Annotated in this window: 20 protein-coding genes; 14 read left to right on the top strand and 6 right to left on the bottom strand. The window is 70.1% G+C overall.

What is annotated here, in order from left to right; all coding sequences use genetic code 11:
• Window positions 1-219 precede the first annotated feature (219 nt).
• The 8 genes from AC4GYY_RS00875 (at window position 220) to AC4GYY_RS00840 (ending at window position 10,264) form a co-directional block, all read left to right on the top strand.
• Window positions 220-1,386, top strand: a complete 1,167-nt coding sequence (locus tag AC4GYY_RS00875; RefSeq protein WP_491117909.1) for an acyl-CoA dehydrogenase family protein — start codon at window positions 220-222, stop codon at window positions 1,384-1,386.
• A complete protein-coding gene (locus AC4GYY_RS00870) occupies window positions 1,383-2,156 on the top strand; it encodes an enoyl-CoA hydratase/isomerase family protein (RefSeq protein ID WP_491117907.1) in 774 nt (257 codons plus the stop codon). The genes AC4GYY_RS00875 and AC4GYY_RS00870 overlap by 4 nt, the downstream gene beginning before the upstream one ends.
• 113 nt (window positions 2,157-2,269) lie before the next feature.
• Window positions 2,270-3,511 carry an efflux RND transporter periplasmic adaptor subunit gene (locus AC4GYY_RS00865; RefSeq protein ID WP_491117905.1) on the top strand — a complete coding sequence of 414 codons (1,242 nt, stop codon included), beginning with the start codon at window positions 2,270-2,272 and terminating at the stop codon, window positions 3,509-3,511.
• Window positions 3,512-6,787 (top strand): efflux RND transporter permease subunit, encoded by a 3,276-nt coding sequence (locus AC4GYY_RS00860; RefSeq protein ID WP_491117903.1) that lies wholly within the window; start codon window positions 3,512-3,514, stop codon window positions 6,785-6,787.
• Complete coding sequence (locus AC4GYY_RS00855) at window positions 6,784-8,247, top strand: efflux transporter outer membrane subunit (protein WP_491117901.1); 1,464 nt, start codon at window positions 6,784-6,786, stop codon at window positions 8,245-8,247. Before AC4GYY_RS00860 ends, AC4GYY_RS00855 begins: the two co-directional genes overlap by 4 nt.
• A 74-nt stretch (window positions 8,248-8,321) precedes the next feature.
• Window positions 8,322-8,831, top strand: coding sequence for a homogentisate 1,2-dioxygenase (locus tag AC4GYY_RS00850; RefSeq protein ID WP_491117899.1), 510 nt, complete (start codon window positions 8,322-8,324; stop codon window positions 8,829-8,831).
• On the top strand, window positions 8,828-9,454 hold the full coding sequence (locus AC4GYY_RS00845) for a peptidylprolyl isomerase (protein WP_491117897.1): 627 nt from the start codon (window positions 8,828-8,830) through the stop codon (window positions 9,452-9,454). Before AC4GYY_RS00850 ends, AC4GYY_RS00845 begins: the two co-directional genes overlap by 4 nt.
• Window positions 9,455-9,478: 24 nt before the next feature.
• Window positions 9,479-10,264 carry a tryptophan 2,3-dioxygenase gene (locus tag AC4GYY_RS00840; protein ID WP_491117895.1) on the top strand — a complete coding sequence of 262 codons (786 nt, stop codon included), beginning with the start codon at window positions 9,479-9,481 and terminating at the stop codon, window positions 10,262-10,264.
• 30 nt (window positions 10,265-10,294) lie between these two features.
• On the opposite strand, the gene AC4GYY_RS00835 is transcribed toward AC4GYY_RS00840, so the two are convergent.
• The gene (locus AC4GYY_RS00835; protein ID WP_491117893.1) at window positions 10,295-10,645 is read right to left on the bottom strand and encodes a hypothetical protein; all 351 of its coding nucleotides are present in this window, start codon (window positions 10,643-10,645) and stop codon (window positions 10,295-10,297) included.
• A 126-nt stretch (window positions 10,646-10,771) separates the two neighbouring features.
• Between AC4GYY_RS00835 and AC4GYY_RS00830 the strand changes: the two genes are divergently transcribed.
• Window positions 10,772-12,064, top strand: coding sequence for an exopolysaccharide biosynthesis polyprenyl glycosylphosphotransferase (locus AC4GYY_RS00830; protein WP_491119261.1), 1,293 nt, complete (start codon window positions 10,772-10,774; stop codon window positions 12,062-12,064).
• Here AC4GYY_RS00830 and AC4GYY_RS00825 read toward each other — a convergent pair.
• From AC4GYY_RS00825 to AC4GYY_RS00805, 5 genes are read right to left on the bottom strand one after another with little or no spacing between them, the layout of a single operon-like run.
• On the bottom strand, window positions 12,021-13,244 hold the full coding sequence (locus tag AC4GYY_RS00825; protein ID WP_491117891.1) for a glycosyltransferase: 1,224 nt from the start codon (window positions 13,242-13,244) through the stop codon (window positions 12,021-12,023). The genes AC4GYY_RS00830 and AC4GYY_RS00825 overlap by 44 nt on opposite strands.
• Window positions 13,241-14,614 (bottom strand): hypothetical protein, encoded by a 1,374-nt coding sequence (locus AC4GYY_RS00820; protein ID WP_491117889.1) that lies wholly within the window; start codon window positions 14,612-14,614, stop codon window positions 13,241-13,243. The genes AC4GYY_RS00825 and AC4GYY_RS00820 overlap by 4 nt, the downstream gene beginning before the upstream one ends.
• Complete coding sequence (locus AC4GYY_RS00815; RefSeq protein ID WP_491117887.1) at window positions 14,611-15,675, bottom strand: glycosyltransferase; 1,065 nt, start codon at window positions 15,673-15,675, stop codon at window positions 14,611-14,613. Before AC4GYY_RS00815 ends, AC4GYY_RS00820 begins: the two co-directional genes overlap by 4 nt.
• Window position 15,676: 1 nt before the next feature.
• A complete protein-coding gene (locus AC4GYY_RS00810; RefSeq protein WP_491117885.1) occupies window positions 15,677-16,384 on the bottom strand; it encodes a class I SAM-dependent methyltransferase in 708 nt (235 codons plus the stop codon).
• Window positions 16,377-17,588, bottom strand: a complete 1,212-nt coding sequence (locus AC4GYY_RS00805) for a lipopolysaccharide biosynthesis protein (protein ID WP_491117883.1) — start codon at window positions 17,586-17,588, stop codon at window positions 16,377-16,379. The genes AC4GYY_RS00810 and AC4GYY_RS00805 overlap by 8 nt, the downstream gene beginning before the upstream one ends.
• Window positions 17,589-17,705: 117 nt before the next feature.
• Here AC4GYY_RS00805 and AC4GYY_RS00800 point away from each other — a divergent pair, with 117 nt between their 5' ends.
• The 5 genes from AC4GYY_RS00800 to AC4GYY_RS00780 all read left to right on the top strand — a co-directional run bounded on the left by AC4GYY_RS00800 (window position 17,706) and on the right by AC4GYY_RS00780 (window position 24,355).
• On the top strand, window positions 17,706-18,530 hold the full coding sequence (locus AC4GYY_RS00800; RefSeq protein ID WP_491117881.1) for an FkbM family methyltransferase: 825 nt from the start codon (window positions 17,706-17,708) through the stop codon (window positions 18,528-18,530).
• Between the two features lie 8 nt (window positions 18,531-18,538).
• Window positions 18,539-19,954 (top strand): right-handed parallel beta-helix repeat-containing protein, encoded by a 1,416-nt coding sequence (locus AC4GYY_RS00795; protein ID WP_491117879.1) that lies wholly within the window; start codon window positions 18,539-18,541, stop codon window positions 19,952-19,954.
• 29 nt (window positions 19,955-19,983) lie between these two features.
• Entirely contained in the window at window positions 19,984-21,348 is a 1,365-nt protein-coding gene (locus AC4GYY_RS00790) for an O-antigen ligase family protein (protein ID WP_491117877.1), read from the top strand.
• A 61-nt stretch (window positions 21,349-21,409) separates the two neighbouring features.
• Window positions 21,410-22,123, top strand: coding sequence for a polysaccharide biosynthesis/export family protein (locus AC4GYY_RS00785; protein ID WP_491117875.1), 714 nt, complete (start codon window positions 21,410-21,412; stop codon window positions 22,121-22,123).
• Between the two features lie 24 nt (window positions 22,124-22,147).
• Complete coding sequence (locus AC4GYY_RS00780; protein WP_491117873.1) at window positions 22,148-24,355, top strand: GumC family protein; 2,208 nt, start codon at window positions 22,148-22,150, stop codon at window positions 24,353-24,355.
• Window positions 24,356-24,369 lie beyond the last annotated feature (14 nt).

Below are 24,369 nucleotides of genomic sequence, written 5' to 3'. Positions count from 1 at the left end.
CCGGAAGGACCGCGAGCGCAATCGCCAGCCAGTGTGTTCCGCTCGTAACCCGACGCAAGCCCGACCCCTTCTGTCCCGGCGCCCGGTTCTCCGACCCACCCCGTGAACGCCGCAAACGCTTAATCCGGAACAAGGTTTCCGCATCGTGAACCATGGGCTGGCGCGGCGCGAACGTTCGGCTAGAGAGTGGCTCGAAAGCCACAGGAGAGGCGCGCGGCCATGAATTTCGACCTCGACGAAGACCACCGGATGATCGCGGACCTGGTCCGCCGGTTCGTCGACGACGAGCTGGTCCCGCTCGAAGGCAAGGTGCTCGCCCGGGATATCGCCGGCGAGGGCCTCAAGCTTTCGGCGGAGGAGCGCGAACGGATCGACCGGGTCTCGCGCGAACTGGGACTGTGGGGGCTCGACGCGCCCCAGGATGTCGGTGGGACCGATCTGCCCGCAGTCGCGATGGTCGCCGTGAACGAGGCGCTGGGGCGCTCGATCGTGCCCTTCACGCTGCCCCCCGACTCGCCGAACCTGCGGATGCTCGCCGCGACCGTGAACGACCGCCAGCGCGAGGCGTATCTCGCCCCCTACGTCCGCGGCGAGACGGTCAGCGCGATCGGCATCTCGGAGCCGGGCGCCGGCTCCGACCCGGCGGGGATGAAGACCCACGCGGTCCGGAAGGGCGACGACTGGATCATCAACGGCCGCAAGATCTGGATCACCAAGGCCGCGACCGCCGACTTCACGATCCTCATGGCGGTGACCGACAAGGAGAAGGGTGCCCGCGGCGGCATGAGCGCGTTCCTGGTCGACCGCGACACGCCCGGCTTCAACGTCGTCCGCCCGATCCCGGTGATCGGCGGCGAGACGCTCTACGAAGTGGTGCTGGAGGACGCGCGGGTGCCGGGCTGGAAGCTGCTCGGGGTCGAGGGGCAGGGCTTCGCGCCGATGCAGCTCCGCCTCGCCACCCGCCGCGCGGAGATGGCGGCGAACGCGATCGGCATGGCGCAGCGCGCACTGGAGATGATGATCGACTACGCGCCCCAGCGCACAACGTTCGGCAAGCCCCTGTCGGAGCGCCAGACGGTGCAGAACTGGATCAGCGACGCCGCGATCCGGATCCATGCGGCGCGGCTGATGACCTACGACTGCGCGTGGAAGCTCGATCAGCAGCGCGACGTCCGCACCGAAATCTCGATGATCAAGAGCTATGCGCTGGAGATGGCATGGGAGGTCGTCGACCACGCGATGCAGTGCTTCGGCGCGATGGGCATGACGAAGGAAATGCCGTTGCAGCAGATGGCCGGCAAGCTGCGGCTGATGCGGATCTACGACGGCCCGACCGAGATCCATAATTGGGTGGTCGCGCGCAACCTGCTGGGGACCCGGGCATGAGAGAGCATATCAGCGTCGCCACGGCCGATCACGTCGCCACCGTCGTGATCGACCGGCCGCCGCACAATCACGTCAACGCCGCGCTGGTGGGCGCGCTCGCCGACGTGTTCGAGGAACTGGACGCCGACGGCGACACCCGTGCGATCGTGCTCGCGACCGCGGGCCGCGTCTTCTGCGGCGGCGCGGACCTGTCGGGTGACAAGCCGCTCGCCGACGAGAGCGGCGAGAGCGAGACGCCGGCGCTCTATCGCGGCGCCGTCCGCCTGTTCGCGGCGCAGACCCCGATCGTCGCCGCGGTGCAGGGCGCGGCGGTCGGCGCGGGGCTGGGGCTGGCGTTGGTCGCCGACTTCCGCGTCGCCGCGCCCGAGGCGCGGTTCTCGGCGAATTTCGTCACGCTCGGCTTCCACGCCGGGTTCGGGATCACCCACACGCTGCCCCGCGTGGTCGGCGAGCAGGCGGCGCCGCTGATGCTGCTGACCGGTCGGCGCGTGAAGCCCGACGAGGCGCTGCGTTACGGCCTGGTCGACCAGATCGCGACCGCCGAAACGCTGCGCGACGAGGCGACCGCGCTTGCCCGCGAGATCGCCGCCAACGCCCCGCTCGCGGTCCGCGCCACCCGCGCGACTTTGCGCGCCGGCCTTGCCGAAGCGGTCAAGCAGCGCACCGATCACGAACGCGCCGAGCAGGACCGGCTGATGCGGACCGCCGATTTCCGCGAGGGCATCGCCGCGGTGGCGGAGCGGCGGGCGGGCCGGTTCGTCGGGGGCTGACTGCTACCGTACCGACAGCGACCCTGACACATCCTGCGACAAACCGAACGTTTACCCACGTCAACTCCTCGCCTAGCGAATACGGCGTGGCTGCCAGAGATTGGGTTATCGGTTTGACGGGTGAAGCTCCCGCGCGCCGCTCGCGCGCGCTCCTCGGCATCGTGACGGGCGTCGCCGCGCTGGCGCTCGCGGCGTGCGGCGGCGGCGCAGGCGGCAACGAGTCCGCGCAGACGAAGGGCAAAGGCGGACCGGGTGGCGGCCGCGGCGGCCCGGCACAGGTCGGCTATGTGGTCGTGCGCCCCACCAATGTCGCGGTGACCAGCGAGCTGGCCGGGCGCGTCGTCGCCTATCAGAGTTCGGAGGTCCGGCCGCAGGTCTCCGGCGTCATCCAGCGACGGTTCTTCACCGAAGGGTCGCTGGTGCGAAGGGGTCAGCCGCTCTACCAGATCGACCCCAGGCTCTACCGCGCCTCCGCCAACGAGGCCTCGGCCAATCTCGCCAGCGCACGCGCGACGGCGGAGGCGGCGAAGATCCGCGCCGACCGCTATCGCCCGCTCGCCGCGGCGGAGGCGATCGCCAAGCAGGACTATACCGACGCGCTGTCGACCTACCGCCAGGCGCAGGCAGCCATTGCGCAGAACGCGGCCTCGCTCGACACCGCGCGGATCAATCTGCGCTTCACCACTGTCCCCGCGCCGATCAGCGGGCGGATCGGGCGGTCGCTGTTCACCGTCGGGGCGCTCGTCTCGGCCAGCCAGACCGAGCCGCTGGCGACCATCCAGGCGCTCGACCCGATCTACGTCGACATCCAGCAATCGTCGGCGTCGCTGCTCGCCCTGCGACGCGCGCTCGCGACCGGCGGCGCGGCGCCCGCCAGCGCCGACGTCCGGCTGAAGCTGGAGGACGGCAGCGACTATGGTCAGGTCGGGCGCGTCGAGTTCGGCGAGGTCGTCGTCGACCAGTCGACCGGCACGGTGACGTTGCGAGCGCGCTTCCCCAATCCCGGCGGCCTGCTGTTGCCGGGCATGTTCGTCCGCGCGGTGTTCGCGCAGTCGATCGAGCAAGGCGCGTTCCTGGTGCCGCAACAAGCGATCGCGCGCGACCCGAAGGGCAATGCGACGCTCTACGTCGTCGGGCCGGGCGACAAGGCGATCCAGCGAACCGTCCAAGCGGGCCGCGCTCAGGGCGCCTTCTGGGTCGTCAGCGGCGGCCTCAAGGAAGGCGACAAGGTCATCACTCAAGGGACCGCGAATCTGAAGCCCAATGCGCCGATCAAGCCGGTTCCCGCCGACGCGCCTCAGAACCTGACGCCGCCCAAGGACACGAACGGCCGGACGCAAAGCAAGGCCGGCTGAGTGCTCTCCCGCATCTTCATCGATCGGCCGATCTTCGCCTGGGTGCTCGCCATCATCGTCATGATGGCGGGCGTGGGCGCGATCATGGCGCTGCCGATCGCGCAATATCCCGACGTCGCGCCGCCGCAGGTGACGGTCTCCGCCACCTATCCCGGCGCCAACGCGCTCACCATCCAGAACTCGGTGACCCAGGTCATCGAGCAGCAGCTGACCGGGATCGACGGGCTGCTGTATTTCAGCTCGTCGTCCAGCTCGCGCGGCTCGGTGAACATCACGGTCACGTTCGAGAAGGGCACCGACCCCGACATCGCCCAGGTCCAGGTCCAGAACCAGGTCCAGCAGGCGGTCAGCCGGCTGCCCCAGCAGGTCCAGCAGCAGGGGCTTCGCGTCCGCAAGTCGAACCCGGATTTCCTGCTGATCGCCGGCGTTTACGACACGACCGACAAGCTGACCAACGTCGACGTCGCCGACTATCTGGTCTCGAACCTCCAGGACCCGCTCGGGCGTGTCCAGGGCGTGGGCGACACCAACGTCTTCGGCTCGCAATATGCGATGCGGATCTGGCTCGATCCGGCGAGGCTGGCCAACTACGCGCTGATGCCCTCCGACGTGATCACCGCGATCACCAACCAGAACACCGAGGTCGCCGCGGGCGAGATCGGCGGACAGCCGATGCCGCTGACGCAGATGCTCAACGCGACCGTCACCGCCCAGTCGCGGCTCCAGACGCCGGAGCAGTTCGCGAACATCATCCTGAAGACGCAGGTGAACGGCGCGACCGTGCGCCTGTCGGACGTCGCCCGGATCGAGCTTGGCGCGGAGAGCTACGCCGCGATCAGCCGCGTCAACCGTCACCCCGGTGCCGGCATCGCGGTGCTGCTCGCCCCCGGTGCCGACGCGCTGGAGACCGCCGAGCTGGTGAAGGCGGAGGTGGCGCGCATCGCCAAGACGTTCCCGCCCAACCTCAAGATCGCCTACGCCAACGACACCACCGCCTTCATCAAGCTGTCGATCGAGGAAGTCGTCAAGACGCTGGTCGAGGCCATCATCCTCGTCGTCATCGTCATGTTCGTCTTCCTCCAGAGCTGGCGCGCCACGCTGATCCCCGCGATCGCCGTGCCGGTGGTGCTGTTGGGGACGTTCGCAGTCTTCTATCTCGCGGGCTTCTCGATCAACACGCTGACGCTGTTCGGGCTGGTCCTCGCCATCGGCCTGCTCGTCGACGACGCGATCGTCGTGGTCGAGAACGTCGAGCGGCTGATGGAGGAGGATCCGGAGAAGTCGCCCCGCGACGCGACCATCGAATCGATGGACGAGATCACCGTCGCGCTGATCGCGATCGCGCTGGTGCTCTCCGCGGTGTTCCTGCCGATGGCGTTCTTCGGCGGCTCGACCGGCGTGATCTACCGCCAGTTCTCCCTCACGATCATCTCGGCGATGGTGCTGTCGGTGCTGGTCGCGCTGATCCTCTCGCCCGCGCTCACCTCGCACCTGCTCAAGCAGAAGACAAAGGATCAGGACGACAACGTCGAGCAGGGCTGGCTCGGCCGCCATTGGCCGTGGGGCGCGCACAAGCTTCAGCAGGGCAAGGACGGGTTCAACCGCACCTTCGATCGCGGCGTCGTGCGCTACACCGGCGCGGTGCAGACGGTGGTCGACCGCAAGTGGCTGTTCCTGCTGATCTACGCCGCGGTGGTCGCACTGCTGGCGGTGCTGTTCCTGCGCCTCCCGACCGGCTTTCTCCCCACCGAGGACCAGGGGACCGTGTCGGTCCAGTTCCGCCTGCCCGCGGGCGCGACCCAGGCGCGGACGCTTGAGGTCCAGAAGGCGCTGGAGACGTATTTCGTCCGCAATGAGCGGGCGAACATCGTCACCGCCTTCACCGTCTCGGGCGGCGGCGGCGGTGGGGTCAGCGGGCAGAACACGGGCCAGGGGTTCGTCTCGCTCGCCGACTGGAAGGATCGCAAGGGCAAGGAGAACAACGCCGACGCGATCGTCGCGCGCGCCTCCGGGGCGTTCCGCGCCTTCCGCGATGCGCAGGTGTTCGCGCTGATCCCGCCCGCCATCCGCGGCCTCGGCCAGTCGGAGGGCTTCACCATGGAGCTCCAGAACGCCTCCGGGATGAGCCTCCAGCAGTTCAACGCCGCCCGCGACAAGTTGCTGGCGCTGGCCAACGCCGATCCGGAGCTGAAAGGCGTCCGTCTGACCGAGCTGCCCGACATCGGCACGCTCCAGGTCGACACCGACGCGCAGAAGCTGTCGGCGCTGGGGCTGTCGCAATCGAGCGTCAACTCCACGCTGTCGACCGCCTGGGGCGGGTCCTACGTCAACGACTTCGTCGACCGCGGGCGGGTCAAGCGCGTCTATGTCCAGGGGGACGCGCCGTACCGGTCGAACCCCGACGACCTCAACCAATGGTTCGTGCGCGGCGCGGACGGGCAGATGGTCCCCTTCTCCTCGTTCGCGAAGACGCGCTGGTCGCAGGCGCCGACGACGATCTCGCGCTTCAACGGCATCCAGTCGTTCGAATTTCAGGGCTCGGGCGCCGCGGGCAAGAGCTCGGGCGACGCGATGGCGCGGATCACCCAGCTGGCGCAGCAGATCCCGGGCACCTCGATCGCCTGGTCGGGCATCTCCTTCCAGGAGCGGCTTTCGTCCGGGCAGGCCCCGATCCTCTACGGCCTGTCGATCGTCGTGGTCTTCCTGTGCCTGGCGGCGCTCTACGAGAGCTGGTCGATCCCGCTCGCGGTGCTGCTGGTGATCCCCTTGGGGCTGATCGGCGCGATCGCGTTCGTCACGCTCAGGGGCCTCACCAACGACGTCTATCTTCAGATCGGGCTGCTGACGACGATGGGGCTGGCGGCGAAGAATGCGATCCTCATGATCGAGTTCGCCGAACAGGCCGAGCGCAAGGGAGCGAGCGTCCTCGACGCCGCGCTGGAGGCCGCCAAGCTCCGGCTCCGCCCGATCCTCATGACCAGCCTGGCGTTCATCTTCGGCGTGCTGCCGCTGGCGATCTCGACCGGGGCGGGCGCGAACAGCCGCATCGCGATCGGCACCGCGGTGATCGGCGGGATGCTCACCGCGACGGTGCTGGCGATCTTCTACATCCCGATGTTCTTCGTCCTCGTCCGCCTCGGCTTCGGCGAGGGCATGCGCAAGCTGCGCGAGCGGTTCGGCAAGCGCCGCGGCGACGGGGACGGCGGCGACGGCCCGCCTTCGCCGCCCCAACTGCCCGCCCCGCCCGATCGCCCATTGCTGCCGGAGCCCGCATGATCCGCCGTCCGACCCTCATCGCGGCGCTGCTCGCGACCGCCGGGTGCAGCATGGCGCCGAAGTACGTCCGGACCGAGCTCCCGGTCCCGCCGTCCTGGCCGGTCGGCGACGCCTATCTGCGCCAGAACGAAGCGGCACTCCCCAGCGTCGCCTACCGCGACGTCTTCCGCGATCCGCGGCTCCAGCGGCTCATCGAGCAGGCGCTCGCCAACAACCGCGACCTGCGCGTCTCGCTCGCGAACATCGCCGCCGCCCGCGCGCAATATCGGATTCAGCGCGCCGAGCTGTTCCCGACGGTCGATGCGACGGGCTCGTACGCCTATCGCGACAGCGGCACCGGCGGGAGCACGGTGGCGGGGCTCGCGACCACGTCGAGCAGCTGGAGCGCCAACGTCGGCGTCACCGCCTTCGAGATCGACCTGTTCGGTCGCGTCCGCTCGCTCACATCCGCAGCGCTGAACCGCTATTTCGAGCAGGAGGCCGCCGCCCGGGCGACCCGGCTGACGTTGGTCGGCGACATCGCGTCGGCCTGGCTCACCTACGCCTCCGACCGGAGCCTGGTCGCGATCGCCGAGGAAACGGCGCGGAGCGCGCAGGCGAGCGTCCGCCTCACCGATCTGCGGCTGCGGGGCGGGATCGCGCCGCGCACCGATCTGCGGCAGGCGCAGCAGGTGCTCGAGACCGCCAACGCCGATCTCGCCGACCTGAAGACCGCGCTCGCGCAGGACGTCAACGCGCTGCAACTGCTGGTCGGCACGCCGGTCGACCCGGCGCTGCTCCCGGCGTCGATCGAAGTCGCCGGGGCGACGGTCGGCGATCTCCCCGCCGGGCTCGACTCGCGCATCCTGCTACGCCGCCCGGACGTGGTGCAGGCGGAATATGAGCTGCGCGCGGTGAATGCCGAGATCGGCGCGGCGCGCGCGGCGCTGTTTCCCCGCATCTCGCTGACCGCGCTCGCGGGCTTCGCCTCGACCGCGCTGACCAGCCTCTTCACGGGTGGCGCGTTCAACTATTCGGTCTCGCCGAGCGCCTCCTATTCGATCTTCCAGGCAGGCGCGGCGCGCGCCAACGTCCGCTACTCGCAGGCGCAGCGCGACGCCGCGCTCGCGACCTACGAGAGGACGATCCAGAGCGCGTTCCGCGAGGTTTCGGACGGCCTTGCGCGCCAGGGCACGATCGCCGACCAGCTCGCCGCCAACCGCCGCTTCCTTGCCGCCGCGGACGATACCTACCGTCTCGCCGAGCAGCGCTACAGGGGCGGCATCGACACCTTCCTCGCCACCCTAGACGCCCAGCGCTCGCTCTATTCGGCGCGGCGGACGGTGGTGCAGAGCGAACTGACCCGCGCGACGACCGCGGTGACGCTGTACCGCGCGCTCGGCGGCGATTCGACGCTGGACGTTTCGGCGAGCGGACCGAATCCCGCGCCGGGTGACCCCGCCGCCGTTTCGCGGCCGTAACCGTTCTGCGGTAGAGTGGAGCGGCAGGCGCGATCATGCGTTGCCCAGCCGACCCCTGACCGAGACCAACGATCATGCGCGCCGCGCCCCCTTTGCTCCTCGCCCTCCTCGCCGCGGCGCCTGCCGTGGCGCACGCGGCAGCCACCGATCCGGCCTGCACCGCCGCCCGCCCGGCGTTGCCGCCCGAGCTGGCCGCGTGGAGCGCGCAGATCCCGGTCAGCGCGGGGGTGAAGCCGGGCGACGGCGCGACCGTCGAGGTCGGCAAGGCCGCGCTCGTCTCGCTTCATCCCGCCAAGCACCTCGGCTTCTCGCTTCCGGGCAAGACCGCGGCGGACGCGAGCGGCGGCACGCTCGCGCTCGCGATCCTGAAGGCGGGGACCTACCGCGTCGCGCTCGGTGGGGGCGCGTGGGTCGATCTGGTCCACGACGGCAAGCCGGTCGCGTCGAAGGCCCATGCGCACGGGGCGAAATGCACCGGGATCGCCAAGATCGTCGATTATGCGCTCGCCCCCGGCAATTACACCGTCCAGCTGTCCGGCAGCGCCACCGACACCGTCGCGCTCCTGGTCGCGAGGGCGGGATGAGGCTCGCGCTCGCGCTCCTCGCCGCCATCCTCGCCGCGCCGGCGATCGCGCAGACGCCGCCCGCGCCGCCGCCGGCCGCCGCACCCTCCGATCTCGTCCGGGTGACGCTCACCACCACGCGAGGGCCGATCGTGCTGGAGCTCGATCGCGGCCACGCGCCGGTCACCGTGCGCAACTTCCTTCGCTACGTCGACAGCAAGCGGCTCGACGGCGCCGCCTTCTACCGCACGATGCGGCTCGGCGACGCAGGCGCGCTCGGCCTCATCCAGTTCGGCACGCGCAACGATCCCAAGCGCACCTTGCCGCCGATCGCGCACGAGCCGACGTCGCAGACCGGACTGTCGCACACCGATGGGGCGATCTCGATGGCGATGCTGAAGCCCGGCACCGCGGCGGGGGACTTCTTCATCGTCGTCGGCGATCTGACCACGATGGACGCGACCGCGACCGACCCCGGCTATGCGGTGTTCGGCCACGTCGTGGCAGGGATGGACCTGATCCATGCGATCCACGCCGCGCCGACCTCGCCGACGCTCGGCGCGGGCGTGATGAAGGGTCAGATGCTCGCCCCGACGATCACGATCGTGACCGCGCGGCGAAGTCCTTCGCCCCCTGCCCCCTGATCGGCAAACCGGCTAGGAAGGGCCATGTCCCTCACCTACCGCTCCTACCTTCGCCTGCCCGAGCTGCTCGCGGTGCAATCCCCGCTCAGCGACGCGCACGACGAGCTGCTGTTCATCACCATCCACCAGGCGTCGGAGTTGTGGATGAAGCTCAGCCTCCACGAGCTCGCGGAGGCGCGTCGGCGGATCGCGGCGGACGACGTGCCGCCTGCACTCAAGATGATGGCGCGGGTCAGCCGCATCCAGGCTCAGATGATCCAGTCGTGGGAAGTGCTCGCGACGATGACTCCTGCGGACTACAGCCGGATGCGCGGCAAACTGGGCACCAGCTCGGGCTTCCAGTCCGACCAGTACCGGATGCTCGAGTTCCTGCTGGGCAACCGCGCCGCGACGATGGTCGACGTGTTCGGCGAAGACCCGGACGTCCAGCAGGACTTGCGCGAGGAGCTGGCGCGCCCCAGCCTCTACGACGAGGCGCTACGCCTGCTCGCCCGCGCCGGGCTGCCGGTTCCCGCAGACCGGATCGAGCGTGCCTGGGGGAGCACCCCACCCGCATCCGCGGGCGTCGAAGCGGCGTGGCGGCAGGTCTATGCCGACCCCGATGGCTATTGGGACCTGTACGAACTGGCGGAAAAGCTGGTCGACCTCGAATATCATCTCCAGCTCTGGCGGTTCGGCCACCTCAAGACCGTCGAGCGGGTGATCGGGTTCAAGCGCGGCACCGGCGGCACCTCGGGGGTCAATTATCTCGCGAAGGTCGTCGAGCAGCGCGTCTTTCCCGAATTGCTCGACGTCCGCACCACGCTCTGACGGCAGTGCGGCGTTGCTGCCTTGAGCGCGTCAGTCGGCGTCCCCGGCGTGGCGCGGCGCATATGGATTGGGCGTGGTCGCCTTGGCGCCTTGAGGCTTGGTATCCACGAAGCGGTAGCTCTCGATCCGTGTCTCCAAGCGGTTGTTGAGCCTGGTGTTGAGCCGTCTGAACGCCCGCCGATCGGACGGGTCGTCCTCCTCGCCGGGCGACGTCAGGCGGTAGCCGTACCCCGTCCGCGCGGTCTGGCCGCCGGGGATGTCCGCAGGCGGAGGCTGCGGCGCCGCCTGCGGCTGGCCGTCGCCGGTCTGGTCCTCCAGCGGGATCACCGCCCAGGCGGGAACCGCGGCCACCGAAACCGCAATCGCAAGCAGGAGCCTCATTGCGGTGGATTACCCGTTCGATCGGACAAAAGCCACCGACTCCATGCTCTTCTCCGCTGGGCGATCGGCCATCGAGCGACTATGAGGCCCCCGCCCGGGCGAACGGGACAGGAGTTGCATGTGCTGATGAAGCCGGAGCGATCGGTGCGCGCGCGCCGCCGCTCGACGATAATCGGATCCTGGACCGTCCAGCTCGTCCTGCTGCTGTTCGCCGGGACGGTGGTGCCGGCGCTCGCGACCGTGGCGTTCCTGCGCTGGCGTGTCGTCACCGAACCGCAATTCCAGGCGAGCCTGCTCGCGTCTGCGGTCGCGATCCTCGTCGGCTTCGTACTGGTGCGCAAGGTCTCCGCTTACCCCGGCACCGGCGTGTTCGGGGTGCTGCTGCCCTCGTTCGGGACCGCGTTCGGGGTGATGACCGCGGTCCTGCTCGGTCTGCGCGCCGATTATTCGGGGGTCTTCCTGTCGATCAGCGTGGTCTCGGTGCTCGCGGGCGCGTTCCTGATCTTCCTCGCGCGAGAGCGGAGGAGCCGGGCGCACTTCTACGTCGTCCCGCACGGCCGCATCGAATTGCTGTTCGAGGCCAACGAGGTCGACTGGACGGTGATGGAGACCCCGGACGTGCCGCACGACCCCCATGCGGCCATCGTCGCCGATCTCCGCCACGATCATGAGGACGCCTGGGAGCGGATGCTGGCCGAGGCGGCGATCCGCGGCCATCCGGTCTATCACACCAAGCAGGTCTGGGAATCGCTGACCGGACGGGTGTCGATCGAGCATCTGTCGGAAAACGGCTTCGGCTCGCTGCTTCCCGATCTGGCGTACCGCCGGGCGAAGCGGCTGATCGATCTCGCCGCGGCGGTGATGCTGATCCCGTTCCTCGCACTGCCCATGGCGGCGATCGCCCTGGCGATCCGGCTGGACTCGCGCGGCCCGGTCTTCTTCGTGCAGGAGCGGATGGGCTATCGCGGGCGCGTCTTCCGGATGCTCAAGTTCCGGTCGATGCACCCGCGCGGCCCCGAGCCCGACACGCAGGCGGCGCGGCTCGACGCGATCACCCAGAGCAACGACGCCCGCATCACCCGCGTCGGCCGGTTCCTGCGGACCAGCCGCCTCGACGAGCTGCCGCAGATCCTCAACGTCCTGCGCGGCGAGATGAGCATCATCGGTCCGCGCCCGGAGGCGGCGGCGCTCTCCGAATGGTACGAGGCGGAGATCCCCTTCTACCGTTACCGCCACATCGTCCGCCCCGGCATCACGGGCTGGGCGCAGGTGAAGCAGGGGCACGTGTCCGAGCTGTGCGACGTCGACCGCAAGCTCAACTACGACTTCTACTACATCAAGAACTTCTCGCTCTGGCTCGACGTGCTGATCGCGCTCAGGACGGTGCCGACGATGCTGTCGGGGTTCGGCGCGAAATAACCAGCCGGCGGACCGCCGCCGCGATCGGCGCCAGCGCGGCGTCCCAGCCGTGGCGGCGTTCGACGAAGCGCCGGCCGCGTTCGGCGAGGGTGCGGAACAGCGCCTCGTCCTCGTTCAGCCGGCGGATCGCCGCGACGAACTCCGCCGGATCGCGCGCGACGATCAGCTCTTCGCCCGCGGTCGCGTCGATCCCCTCGTGCCCGACCGGCGAGCAGATCGCCGGGAGTCCCAGCGCCATATATTCGAGGACCTTGTTCTGGACGCCGGCGCCGATGCGCACCGGACAGATCCCGATCCGCGCATCGGCGACCGCGTCCGGTATCGAGGGGACCTCCCCCGTCACCGTCACCCGCGGGCGCGCGCGCAGCCAGGCCGCATCGCTCTCGCGAATCCTGCCGACGACGCGGAACTCGGTCAGATCGTCCTGCGACAGGAGCGGCAGGATGTCCGCGACGAAGTGGCGACAGGCGTCCATGTTCTGCGCCGAATGGACGTTGCCGATGAACACCGCGACCCGCTTCGCCGCGGCGCGCTCGCGGAACGGCAGCCGCTCGGTGTCGACCCCGTTCGACGCGACCACGACGTTGGCCGGGACCTGTTCCCCCCACAGGTATCGCGCGTCCGCCGCGGCGACCAGGCTCACCGCCGAGACGGCGGACGGCATGCGCCGCTCATAGGCGAGCAGTCGCGACTGTTCGGCGGCATAGACCCGGCCGCGCAGCCCGGGCGCGCCCTGGCGACGGACCCGCTCGTAATTCATCGAGATCGCGTCGGTCATCTCGATCATCGTCGGACCGCCCGCCGATTGCAGGAGATAGTCGCCGGTCCGGATCAGGTGCGCGAACGTCAGGTCGTGCTGCGGCCGCAACTCGGCGACCCGCCGGGCGAACGCGCGCGAGCGGTAATAGGCGACCTGGAGCGGCGTGCGCCCCGGCAGCGTCGCGGCGACCTGCGCCAGCGAGCGCCAACGGGGCAGGATCACGCGCTCGATCCGGTCGAAGACGCCGTCGGCGACGATCGCTGGGTCGAACTCGTCGCGCGTCTCGCAGAGCGACAGAAGGGTGAGAGAATGCTCGCGGGCGAGCGTCCGGCAGATCGCGTGGATGCGCAGCCGATCACCACCGATCACCGGATAGGGGAAACGGGGAGCGAGGACGAGGACGCGCGCGCGCGCGCTCATGAGGCGTAGGGCTCCGGATCGACCTCCCGCAGCGGCGCGCGGCGCTGGCTCAGCCGCGCATAGGCGTCCGCCCCCAGCAGGATGGCGATGAACGGCGCCGCCTTGATCGCCGGCACCGCCATCTGCCACAGTTCGGCGCGCCAGATGTAGAAGCCGATCGGCAGCACGCATGCTCCGTAGAGGAACGTCCAGTTCGCGCGCGACGTCACCGCCGATTTGATCGTGGTGACCAATCCGAACACGAGGATCGGATAGGCGAAGCCGGAGACGACAGGGCCGAGCAGCATCACCGTCTCGGTCAGCGCGGCGGAGGAATAGCCGTAGCCGGTGTTGTACATGAGCGGCGTAAAGGTGGCGCTCAGCAGCTTGGCGACCGTGTCGATATCGTTGAGCGGCGTGGGCGCGAGCAGCGGGACCACTTGCCCCACGACGATCGGCGCGGTGCCCGGGATCTGCGCTCCGAACACCCCAGCTTCGAAGATGCCGAACAGGCTTTCTAGCACGATCCAGAAATAGTCGTTCGCGGTCGCGGTATTCTGCTCGCGGTAATAGCCGATCGCGATGATCGCGAGCAGGCCGAGCACCGCGCCACCCACGATCAGCAGCTTGCGGCTCAGCGTCAGGTTGAACCGATATTGCGTCAGCGCCAGCGCCGACAGCAGGATGAACAGCGGCCGGCTGCGGATGCCGATGGCGAACTCCAGCAGGATCGCCAGCGCCCCGAGCAGGCGGCACCATCGCGGCAGCCCCGGCTGGGTGATCGCCAGCAGCGCGATCAGCGGCGCGCCCGCGGCCAGGATGCGGACCGGCGCGGGGGAATAATCGCGCAGCGCGTCGCCTTCGGTGTAGATCGCCAGGTGATCGCCGCCCTGAAGCCCGATGAAGCGCAGGTAGATGCCGAACTTGATCAGCGCCGCGGTGCAGACCACGACCGCGCAGATCGCCAGCACGCGCGGGTCCAGCACCGCGCGCGTCCGCAGCGGCCCGTTGGACAGCATCATCACGCCCAGCATCAGCTGACCGGCGAGGCCAAGCAGCGCCATCTGGTCGTACAGCAGGTCTTGCGGATATTGCTCGAGCCGGAAGGTCACGGTCAGCGCCGCCGCCCCGGTCGCCACCATGTGGAACAGATAGGCGAAGAACTCGAACCAGCCGCGCTCGAACACGCGGCGCAGCACGAAGCCGAACTGAACCAGAACCGCCCAGCCGAAGCAGAGCTGCGCGGTGCGGAACGCGCCGGGCATGTCGCTTTGCCAGAACAGGATGGCGACGAAGCTCGCGAACGGGATGAACAGGATCGGCGCGATGAACCGCAGCCGCGTCCATGGCATCACCGGCGAGGCGGTGGAGGCGAAGGCCGCATCGGTCATGCCGCGAGCAGCTCCTCGAACCCCGCAGCGGCTTCGTCGCGCAGCCGATCCAACAGGCGATAGGGCGGTGCCCCCGACGCCGACGCCAGGGCCCGCGACAGTGCCGCGGCGAACGCGCCGTCGTCGTCGTTGGCGTAGGCGAAGGTGCCGGCGTCGGCGAGCGTGCGGAACACCGCCAGCCGGCTCATCACCACCGGTCGCCCGGCCAGCCGCCCCTCGACGACGACCCGGCCGAAGCCCTCGGCGCGGGTGTGCGCCCAGGTGAGTGCGTTGCCGGCGAGCAGCGCGTCGAGCGCGGCGCGTGGCAGCAGGGGATGAACGGTGACTTCGGGCAGGGCCAGCCCGCGCGCGCGCGCGTCCGCGATCGCCGCCGTCGCGCGGGGGTGCTCGGGACCGAAGCCGACCACGTCGAATTCGAGGTCCGCAGTCCGTGCGTCGCGATGCGCCGCAGCGATCAGCGCCAGCGCGCGCGCGAAATCCTTGTTCGGCCCGATCCCGGAGATCAAGGTCACCCGCCGCCGCGGCGCGGGCAGCGACGCCGGGTCGAGCGCGGGCGGCGCGGCGGTGAAGCAATTGGGAATGGTGATCACCGGCGCCCCCGCGAAACGCGGCAGGGCCTTGAGCGTCCGTGCGGTGAACGGCGAGACCGCGACGAACCGCCGCCCCAGCCGCGCGTGCCAGCGCGCGGTGCAGGCGACATAGGCGAAGGCGAGCCCCGATCCTCGGTTCGCCGGCCGGTACGGGATCAGGTCGTGGATCACGCACACCGTCCGGCGCGAGAGCGACAACAGGACGGAGCAGGAATTGTACGGGAAGACGATCAGGTCCGGACGCCGGATCAGGGCGTACAAGGGGACGACCAGCTGCTCGTGGAGCACCATGAGCAGGTTCTGCACGCCCTGAGGCCGCCGGCGCACCCAGGCGGGGGCGCGCAGCGTCACCACCTCCGCCCTCGGCGCGGCGATCGCCTCCAGATCGCGGACGTACGCCGCGATCCCGCGCTCCTTCACCGTTCCGAAGAAGTCCGCGAACAGCACGGTCCTGCGCCTCGTCGACCCCATGTCAGCCGCCTTTGCGCAGCACCACCACGACGCTGGGCGCCAGCGCGGTGAGCTTGCCGTAATACGCGAAGCTGAAGACGAACTCGATCACCGATCGGGTCGCATAGGCGAGCGGCTTGAGCAGCGCGCGGACGCCACGCCCGCCGCCCAGGATGGTCGCGGCATTGGCGGTCCGCACCGCCTCGAACCCCGCAACCCGCGCGACCTGCGCGAAGGAGTTCGGCGACAGGCCGGTGATGTGGGTGATGTCGCCGTATTGGTTCACCAGCCCGAACGGGCTCGCCATGTTCGGGAAGCGCGCGAGCAGCCGTCCGCCCGGCCCGACCAGCGCCCCGAGCTGGCGAAGCACGTCGCTCAGTTCGGGGAGTGCGATATGCTCGAATACGTCGAACGCCACGATCAGGTCGAATGTCCGCCCCGCGAACGCATCCGGCCCGCCTGCCCGCGCGTCGATCCCGGTTCCCGCCAGAACGTCGATCGAGGCCGCGCTCCGCTCGAGCCCGGCGCAGTCGTAGCCGAGCGCCTTGGCGCGTTTCAGGAAGGCGCCGTCGCCATAGCCGATCTCCAGCAGCCGCGCCGGCGGCGGGACCTCGGCCATCTTCAGCTCGGCGACCGCACGCGCGACCTCGCCCTCGGCGTCGCGCCCGGCTCCCCAGCCCTTCCAGCCGTGATAGTCGGCATAGGCCTCGTCGAGCCAGCGTTCAGTCATCGATCCGTCCAGCGATCGCCGCGCGCCGCGGCCCGCCTCCCGCTAGCAGAAGGACGGTCTGGAACAAGAGATTGCCCGCCTCCGCGACGATCACTCCCGTCGCGAGCCCGTGCGCGCCGTAGCGTGATCCGAACAGCCAGCACAGCACCGGCACCAGCAAAGTGGTGGCCGTCGCCACCCTGACCAGCAGCCAGTCGCGCCATTGCGCGAGCAGGATCATCGTCGTCACCGCCAACCCGATCCGGATCACCGCGATCACCGCGATCAGCAGCCGCAGCGTGGCGTCGCCCGCATAGGCCGGGTTGAGCATCGCGCCGAGCGCGACCAGGACGAACGGTGCGGCGGCGAGCCCGAGCCCGAGCACGATCAACGCAGGAGCGTTCCGCCGCACATCGAAGCCCGCGATCTTGCCCACCAGCGGCAGCGCCACCCCGGTCGTCAGCATCGGCGCGAAATCGACGAAACGGGCGAGATAGAGATATCGCCCCGCTTCCTCCGGATGAAGCAGCCGTCCGACCAGCAGCGCGTCGGCGCGCGTGTTGACGAAGGCGAGCAGCATGATCCCCGCCATCGGCAGCGCCTTCGGCACCAAGGTCGCATAGCCCGTCGCCAGATCGCGCCGCCTGGGTCGCGAGAGCGGCGCCAGCAAGCGCACCGCGATCAGCGCCTCTCCCGTCAGCAGCAGCGGCAGCGGGATGCCACCCAGCTCGGGCCGGACATAGGCGAACGCCGCCAGTCCGGCGACCGTCGCGTAGAACGCGAGGAGCGCGGGGGCGGCGCGGTGGGCGTCGTTGTTCACCTGCCGCCAGTTGAGCCCGAGCTGAAGCCATCCCTGCGAGAGGAACTGGAGCCCGGAGGCGAGCAGCAGCAGATCGAGCGGGAACGACGCGGCGAGGATCGCCAGCACGATCAGGGCGGCGATCAGCCCGTGGGTCAGCCGGACGGAGAGCGCGGCGCGGATCATCGGGCGCTGCGCGTCCGGCCCCAGCCCTTCGGCACGGCGCAACACCAGCGGATCGAGCCCGAAGTCGGTCGCGCACCGCGCCAATTCCGACAGCACGAACGCGGTGGCGTAATGCGCGAACCGCTCCGCCGGCATCCCGGCGGCGAGCGTCAGCAGCCCCAGCGAGCGCGCCGCCACGCCGGCGGACCGCACCGTCACCAGGCTGGCGGTGCTGAGCATCGTGGGAAGCGCGAGCGCCATGCGGAGCGCTAGACGGCTTAACGCGCCGTCCGTCAATCGCACCCCGGTTGCCGCTCCTCCGCAGAGCCGGTAGGAGCCCGACCCCGTGACGCCCGCTCTCCAGCTTCGCCCGACCCCGTGATCGCGACCCTCAGGAGCGCGCTCGGCCGCCGCGTCCGGCTCGTCACCCGGCATTTGCCGAGCCGGAACCTGTTCGGGACGATCTACCGGACGCCGACCGGCGTCTTCTCGATCGCCGCCTCGGATACCGCGCTCGCCAACGTCCTGCGCCGCAGCATCGCCTGGGGCGAGGACGAGGTGGCGCAGATCCGGTCGGTGACCGACGCCGCGTCGCGCGTCCTGTTCGTGGGCGCGCATGTCGGGACGCTCGTCATCCCGGTCGCCCGCCATGTCGCCCAGGTCACCGCGATCGAGGCGAATCCCGACACCTACCGCTTTCTCGCCGCCAACCTCGCCTTCAACGACAGCCAGAACGTCACCCTCCACCGCTTCGCCGCGGGGGAGTCGGACGGCGAGATCGAGTTCATGCTCAGCACCCGCAACTCGGGCGGGGCGAAGCGTCGGCCGGTCGTCGCCGATCCCCGCTATACCTACGATCGTCCGGCGGTCGTCCGCGTCCCGATGCGTCGCCTGGACGATGCGCTCGACGGCGTGTTCGAGACGATCGTCATGGATATCGAGGGGTCAGAGGCGTTCGCGCTCCGCGGGATGCCGCGCCTGTTGGCCGGCGCGCGGCACCTGTTTGTCGAGTTCCTCCCCCATCACCTACGCAACGTCGCCGGGATCGACGCCGACGCCTTTTGCGACCTGATCCTGCCTCACCTGCCGCACCTGAGCATCGGCGAGGCGCGGTTCACCGGCGGCGCGGCGCGCGCCGAGCTCAACCGGATGTTCGCGACCGACGAGGAGCAGGACCTGATCCGCTTCTCGCGCGCGCTCTGAGGGCCGACGTGGACGATCTCGCCAGCCGCCGCGCCGTTCTGGGGGCGATAGGCCTGACCGGCGCGGCGAGCGCGTTCGTCGCGGGCCGGAGCACCGCTCAGATCGTCCCGCCTCCGGCCGTGCCGCCAGCCGGTACCGTGAATCCGCGCACCTTCGGCGCGAAGGTCGATGGCGAGACCGACGATTCGGCCGCGCTGATCGCGGCCGCAGGATCCGGACGCGCGATCCTGATCGAGGGCGGGCTGAAGATCGACCGGATCGTCGATCTTCCGCCCCAGACCGCCCTGCTCGGTGTCGGTCCCCAACGCTCGGCCATCATCCTGGGCCCCCGCGGCAAGCTCCGCATCGCGGGCGCCTCGTTCGAGCAGCGCGGCGGCGGCGGCACGATCCGCGACCTGACGATCCGTCCGGTCGGCCGCGCCAATCCGGCGCCGGGGCTGGAGCTTCGCCACGTCGAGCACATGGTGTTCGACAACGTCACGTTCGCGCGGATCGGAGTCGTACTCGACGAGCATCATTTCCTGTCGTTTCGCGACTGTCGGTTCACCGGCGACGCGGATCGCACCGCGGTCGAGTCGGTCTGCGATTCGCAGCCGGGCGGCTGGAACGCGATCAGCGAGGTGCCGCGCTTCACCGGCTGCTTCTTCGCCTTCTCCCCGGTGCTGATGCAGGACACGGTCGACGCGCGCTTCACCGACTGCACCTTCCTCAACGGCCCCGTCGGCATCCGCAGCATCCGCCGGCTGTCGCGCGGCAGCGCGGCGCAGCCGTTCTTCATGGGCCCCTCGGTCAGCGGCTGCATCTTCGATTATCTCGACGGTCCGGCGATCGAGATCGAAGGCGGCGGCACTGACTGCCGGATCACCGGCTCCTTCGTCAGCAGCGGCCGGGTCGATCACAAGCCCGGCGTCCAGTTGACGGAGTGTTCGGCGGTGGAACTCGTCGGCAACCGCTTCGAATGGTGCGGCTCGGCCGGACTGGCGCTGGAAAGCTGCGAGCGCATCGGGGTCGTCGGCAACAGCTTCGGCAACCAGGCGGCGGGCGCCGCCATCCTGGCGCGCGGCAGCCGCGAGACGCGGGTGATCGGCAACGCCTTCGAGAACCGGTCGCGCTGGGGCGGCTCGGCCGAGGGCCAGACGACGCTTGCCATCGACGCCGACCCGCGCTGCACCGGTTGGGTGGTGACGGCGAATACCGCCTTCGGGCTGCGCGATCCCCGGGTGTCGACGCTCACCGACGGGCTGATCGAGGCGAACGCCGGCTGGCCGGCCGCGACCGAGCGGGGCTGGCCCGCGGGGCCCAGCTCGGCGCGCCCCCCCGGCGTCGCCGACGGCTATCGCTGGTACGATCAGACGCTCGGACGCTGGCTCCACTGGCACCGCGCGAGCGGGCGGTGGCGCGACGCGGCCGGCGCCGCGGTCTGACGCCGCGTCCTGACCTCTACGGAACCGCCATGGCCCGCCCCACCCTCCCCCGATCGCTCGACCGACCCGGCCTCGCCACCGGGCTGCTGATGGCGCTGGTCGTGCTCGCCGCGCTGACCGGCGGGGCCTCGGCCGCCGACGCGCTCGGCCAGCCGCTCGTCCGCATCGGCGCGGCGGTGCTGGCGGCGACGGCGATCGGCGCGGGCCTGCGTTTCGACGGCACGCGGTACCGCGCGCCCGCGCTGTGGCTTGCCGCCGCCGCGCTGCTGACCGCGGTCCAGCTGGTTCCGCTCCCGCCGGGGCTCTGGCGCAGTCTGCCCGGCCGCGCGCCGTTCGACATCTCGACCCTCGTGCCCGAACTGGCGAGCGCGTGGCGTCCCGCGGCGATCGTGCCCGACGCCGCCTGGAACGCGCTGTTCTCGCTGACCGTCCCGGCGGCGGCGCTGCTCCTGCTCGCGGCCACCCCGCGCGCGCAGCTGCGCTGGACCCCGCCGCTACTGGTCGCGGTGGCGGCGCTCTCCGGGGTGTTCGCAGCGGTCCAGTTCGCCGGCGTCGCCCCCGACGATCCGCTGATCAACGAGCGGCTCGGCTTCGCCAGCGGGCTGTTCGCCAATCGCAATCACCAGGCGCTGTTCCTCGCCATCGGCGTGGCGGCGGCGTGCCAATGGGGCGCGACCCGGCCGCTGGCGCCGGTGCGCGCCGCGGTCGCCGGGGTGTCCGCCGCGTGGTTCCTCCTGATGCTCCTCGCGACCGGATCGCGCGCCGGACTGGTGCTGGGCCTGCTCGCGCTCGCCGGCGGCGCGACCCTCGTCGTCGGCGCGGTCCGGCGCGAGCGGCTCCACCTGCCCCGCCGCCTGCTGACGAGCCTCGGCCTGGGCGGCGCGCTGGCGCTCGCCGGGCTGATCGCGCTCAGCGTCTATGCCGGCCGCTCGGAATCGATCAGCCGCCTGAACGACGCCGCGATCGGCGAGGACATGCGGGTGCGCGCGCTCCCCGTGGTGCTCGATCTGGCGCGGACCTACGGATCGACCGGGGCCGGCCAGGGCGCCTTCGCGACGCTGTTCAAGGCGGCGGAACCCGACGCGCTGCTCAAACCGACCTATTTCAACCACGCGCACGACGACTATCTGGAGTTGGTCATCGACGCGGGCCTGCCCGGCGTGCTGCTGCTCGCCGTCGCGCTCGTCTGGCTCGCGCGGTTGATCTGGCGGGCGTGGCGCGCGCCGCCGTCGGGCGAGGTCCAGCGCGCGCGGCTCGGCGGGATCGTGGTTCTGCTGACGCTGCTCGCCAGCGCCACCGATTATCCCGCGCGCACTCCGCTGGTGATGGTGGTGCTGGTGCTGGCGGTCGGCTGGCTCAGCGTCGATCGGGCCGAGAGCGGCTTTACCGCGTGACGACGCGAACCTATACGCCCCTGCGGCCCGTTCCGAGGGCCAGGAGCGCCGTTTCTTCACAATGCGTAACAGTCTGACGTTGCTGGCGGTGTCCGGCGTTCTTCTTGCCGGCTGCGGCGGCCGGGAGCCGCTGCGCAGCTCCGCCGACCTGACCGTGATGAACGCGCAGCAGGTGATGCCGGCGCCGTCGCGCGCCGATCTCGTCGCCTCCGACCGGCTGAGCCTGATCGGCCCGCTCGACACGATCAACGTCGATGTGTTCGGCATTCCGGAGCTGACGCGCGACGTCCAGGTCGACGCGAGCGGGCGGATTGCGATGCCTCTGGTCGGCACGATCGACGCGGGCGGGAAGACCGCGCAGGAACTGTCCGCCAGCCTCACCGACGCGCTGCGCCGCGCCCACGTCCGCAACCCCGACGTCACCGTCAACATCCGCGAATCGGTCAGCCAGGTCGTCACTGTCGACGGGCAGGTCGCGGCGCCCGGCCTGTACCCGGTCACCAACCAGATGACGCTGATGCGCGCGATCGCCTCCGCAAAGGGGCTGACGGAGTTCGGCAAGCAGGACGACGTCGTCATCCTCCGGACCGTCGGCGGCAAGCGCGTCGCCGGGCTCTACAGTCTGGAAGCGATCCGCCGCGGCAATTACGCCGATCCGGAAATCTACGCCAACGACGTGATCGTCGTCGGCGACAGCCCGGCGCGCCGCCTGTTCAAGGACGTGGTCTCCATCGCGCCGTTGCTTGCCGCGCCGCTCATCGCCATCGTGAACTGACCGATGAACGAAACGTCCCCCACGATGCGAGCCCGTGCGACCGGCCCGCTCACGCCCGTGCGCGGCCCCGGCGTGGACCAGGTCCCCGCGATCCGCCGCTATCTGCGCATCCTTAACCGCCGCAAGTGGGTGATCGCGGGCGCGATCCTGATCTGCCTGATCCTGGGGCTGATCGCCACCCTGCTGGCGACGCCCAAATACACCGCCAAGACCACGATCGAGATTTCGCGCGAATCGAACAACATCGCCCCCGTCCAGGGTGTCGAGCGCGAGACCGGAGCGGCGGACCAGGAGTTCTATCAGACGCAATACGGTCTGCTCCGCTCGCGCGTCCTCGCGGAGCGCGTCGCCGCCGAGCTGCGCCTGATCGACGACCCGAAGTTCTACGAGATGTTCCGCTACAGCAGCGAGCGTCCGGCGTTCCAGCGGACGGGCGGGCGCTATCCGGCGGCGTGGCGCAGCGATCGCCAACGGGTCGCGGGCGAAATCCTGCTGGATCACATCTCGGTCACGCCGACCCGGCTGTCGCGGCTGGTCGACATCGCCTTCGTCAGCCCGGACGCGGGATTCTCGGCGCGCGTGGTCAACACCTGGACCACCAACTTCATCCGCATCTCGCTCGAGCGCCGCTACCAGGCGACGTCCTATGCCCGGAACTTCCTCGAGACGCGGCTCGAACAGCTTCGCCAGCGGCTCGAGTTCTCGGAGCGTCAGCTGGTCCGCTATGCCCAGCAGCAGAAGCTGATCAACCTGCCCGCGGTCCAGTCCGCCGCCGGCAGCCAGACCGCCGAGCGCTCGATCGTCGCGGACGATCTCGCCGCGCTGAACGGCGCGCTGTCCCAGGCGAAGGCGGATCGGATCGGCGCCGAAGCCAAGCTCCAGCAATCGGGCGGCGGCACTGCGGCCGAGAGCCTGCGCAACGATGCGATCAACACGCTGCGCGCGCGTCGTGCCGAGCTCGCCGCCAACTACCAGAAGCTCCTGGTCCAGTTCGATCCCGAATATCCGGCCGCGCGCGCGATCCAGTCGCAGATCGCACAGCTGGATCGCGGCATCTCGCGCGAGGAACAGCGCGTGTCCGGCTCGATCCAAGGCGAGTACCGTCAGGCGACCGAACGCGAGCAGCTGCTGGCCCGCCGGGTCGAAGGGCTGAAGTCCAGCTTCCTCGACCAGCGCCGGCGCGCGATCCAGTACAACATCTATCAGCGCGAGGTCGACACGAACCGCGAACTCTACGACGGCCTGCTCCAGCGCTACAAGGAGATCGGCGTCGCCGGCGGCGTCGGCATCAACAACGTCGCGGTGGTCGACCCCGCCGATCCGCCCATCAAGCCGTCCAGTCCGCGGCTGTTGCTCAACCTGGCGCTGGCGCTGGCCGCCGGCGTGGCGATCGGCGCACTCGCCGCACTGCTGCTCGAACAGGCGGACGAAGCGATCGCCGACCCCAGCGAGATGCAGGAGCTGCTCGGGCTCCCGCTGCTCGGGACGGTCCCCAAGGTCGCCGACCGGGCGCCGCGCGACGCGATCCTCGATCGCAAGTCGGAGCTGGTGGACGCTTATCTGGCGATCCAGGCGAACCTCCAGTTCACCACCGAGCACGGCGTCCCGCGATCGCTCGCGGTGACGAGCACCCGTCCGGCGGAGGGCAAGTCGACCACCGCGCTGGCGCTCGCGACCGTGCTCGCACGCGGGCGGCGGCGGGTGGTGCTGGTCGACGGCGACATGCGCTCGCCCTCGGTCCATCAGCTGATCGGCATCGGTCACGAGCTCGGGCTCAGCAACTATCTGGCGGGCTCGGACGAGATCGAGCCGTTGCTCAACCCGTCCGAGGAGTTCGGCTTCTCGGTCATCACCTCCGGTCCGATCCCGCCCAACGCCGCCGAGTTGCTGACCAGCGGGCGCCTTCAGCGGCTCGTCGCCGAGCTGCTCGAGCGCTTCGATCATGTCGTGGTCGACAGCCCGCCGGTCATGGGCCTCGCCGATGCGCCGCTGATCGCCAGCCGGATGCAGGGTGTGGTCTATGCGGTCGAATCGCACGGCATCCGCGCCAGCCTGGTGGCGACCGGGATCAACCGGCTGGTCAGCGCCAACGCCCACATCATCGGCGGCGTACTGACCAAGTTCGAGCCGCGCCGTTCGATGAGCGGCCATGGCTACGATTACGGCTATAAATACGGGCGCGGCGACGCCGAGGATGGGGCGAAGCGCGGGATCGCCGGACTGGTAGGATGAGCCGGCGCCGCAGG

Source organism: Sphingomonas sp. SP6 (assembly GCF_058313435.1).
Note: the sequence above shows the minus strand (reverse complement) of the source record. Positions and strands in the feature narration are given on the sequence as shown.